1 protein-coding gene is annotated in these 1,672 nt (G+C 68.3%); it reads left to right on the top strand.

All coding sequences use genetic code 11. The features are described from left to right. Positions 1-125 precede the first annotated feature (125 nt). Entirely contained in the window at positions 126-1,523 is a 1,398-nt protein-coding gene (locus ADL15_RS13250) for an IS1380 family transposase (protein WP_067689155.1), read from the top strand. Positions 1,524-1,672 lie beyond the last annotated feature (149 nt).

The following is a 1,672-nucleotide window of genomic DNA, read 5'->3' as shown; positions in this document are numbered from 1 at the left end:
TTAGCCTCGGCCCTTCGTTAAGGGTTGTCCAAGGAGTGGGCCGGAAACGCAGAAGTGCCTTCTGATCAGGGAAAATAGGGCTTGTCGAAGAGTCCTGTTAACCCGTCACGGAAGGCACTTGCTGGGTGAAGACTACCGCAACACGTCCGAAGATCATGGTGACCGGGGACGGGCGGGGCGTGGTCGGTCACGCCGGTGCCCGGCTGCTCGCCGATCTCGCTGACGCGACCGGTCTGACCAGCGCGTTCAGCCAAGCATTGGCGGGGCTGCGTCAGCGGCAGCGCGGGCACGATCCGGGCCGGATCGCGGTCGATCTCGCCGTGATGCTCGCTGACGGGGGCGAGGCCATCGCCGATCTGGCGGTGCTGCGTGACCAGGCGGCCCTGTTCGGGCCGGTCGCGTCCGACCCGACCGCGTGGCGACTGTTATCGCAGCTCGACGCCACGATGCTGGCCGAGCTGCGGGCCGCCAGAGCCGATGCCCGCGAGATCGCCTGGGCCCAGCACGCCGAGGTCTGCGGCGATCTGCCACAGCCGACAGTCGCCGGCCAACAGGTCGACGGCCTGGTCCTCGACATCGACGCGACCATCGTGATCTGCCACTCCGGCAAGGAATCGGCCACCCGCACCTGGAAAAAGACGTTCGGCTTCCACCCGCTGCTGTGCTTCCTAGACAACACCGGCGAAGCCCTCGCCGGCCTGCTGCGCGAAGGCCGGGCCGGCTCCAACACCACCACCGACCACATCACCGTCCTCGACCAAGCCCTCGCTCAGATCCCCGACACTGTCCGGCACGGCACCCCGATCCTGCTGCGCGCCGACTCGGCCGGATCCAGTCACGGTTTCCTCGCCCACATCCGGTCCCTCCGCGAACACCACCTCGACATCCGATTCAGTGTCGGCGCCGCGATCACTGAATCAGTCCGGGCTGCGATCCGAGCCGCGACCGGCTGGGTCCCCGCCGTCGATACCGGCGGTGACCTGCGTGAACATGCCGAGGTCTGCGAGATCACCAGCCTGTTCGACCCGGCCGGCTGGCCGGAAGGCACCCGATTCCTGGTCCGCCGCGAACGCCCGCACCCCGGCGCCCAGCTGAGCTTGTTCGACACCATCGAAGGCTGGCGGCACCAGATCGTCGCCACCGACACCCCGCCCGGCAACGGGAGCATCCAGCACCTGGAGGCCCGGCACCGGGCCCACGCCCGGGTCGAGGACCGCATCCGCACCGGCAAGAACACCGGCTTCGGCCGGTTCCCGTCCCGGGTGTTCGCGATCAACCAGGCCTGGCTGCAACTCGCGTTGACCGGCATCGACCTGCTCGCCTGGACCCGGACCCTGCTGCTGGACGGCGATCTGGCCACCGCGGAACCGAAGAAGCTGCGTTACCGGCTGCTGCACGTCGCTGCCCGGATCACCCGCACCGCCCGGCGGACCCGCCTCGCCATCGCCGCGAACTGGCCCTGGACCGACGCCCTGACCAGCGCGTTCAGCAAGCTCACGGCGTTACCCCGACCCACCAGCTGACCCTCACAGATCCCGCCTCAACCAGCAGCACGGAGGAACCCGGCCCCGCGCCGGGCCCTTGGCATGCCAGGAAAACGCCATCAAGCACGCGAACCGTATTCATCGAATGCTGACTATGGGCGAGCGTCCAAGTGAAAGACCGAGGTTAG

The sequence above is a fragment of the Actinoplanes awajinensis subsp. mycoplanecinus genome (assembly GCF_001509495.1).
GTDB classification, from domain to species: domain Bacteria; phylum Actinomycetota; class Actinomycetes; order Mycobacteriales; family Micromonosporaceae; genus Actinoplanes; species Actinoplanes palleronii.
This window is presented reverse-complemented; position numbering and strand designations above follow the sequence as displayed.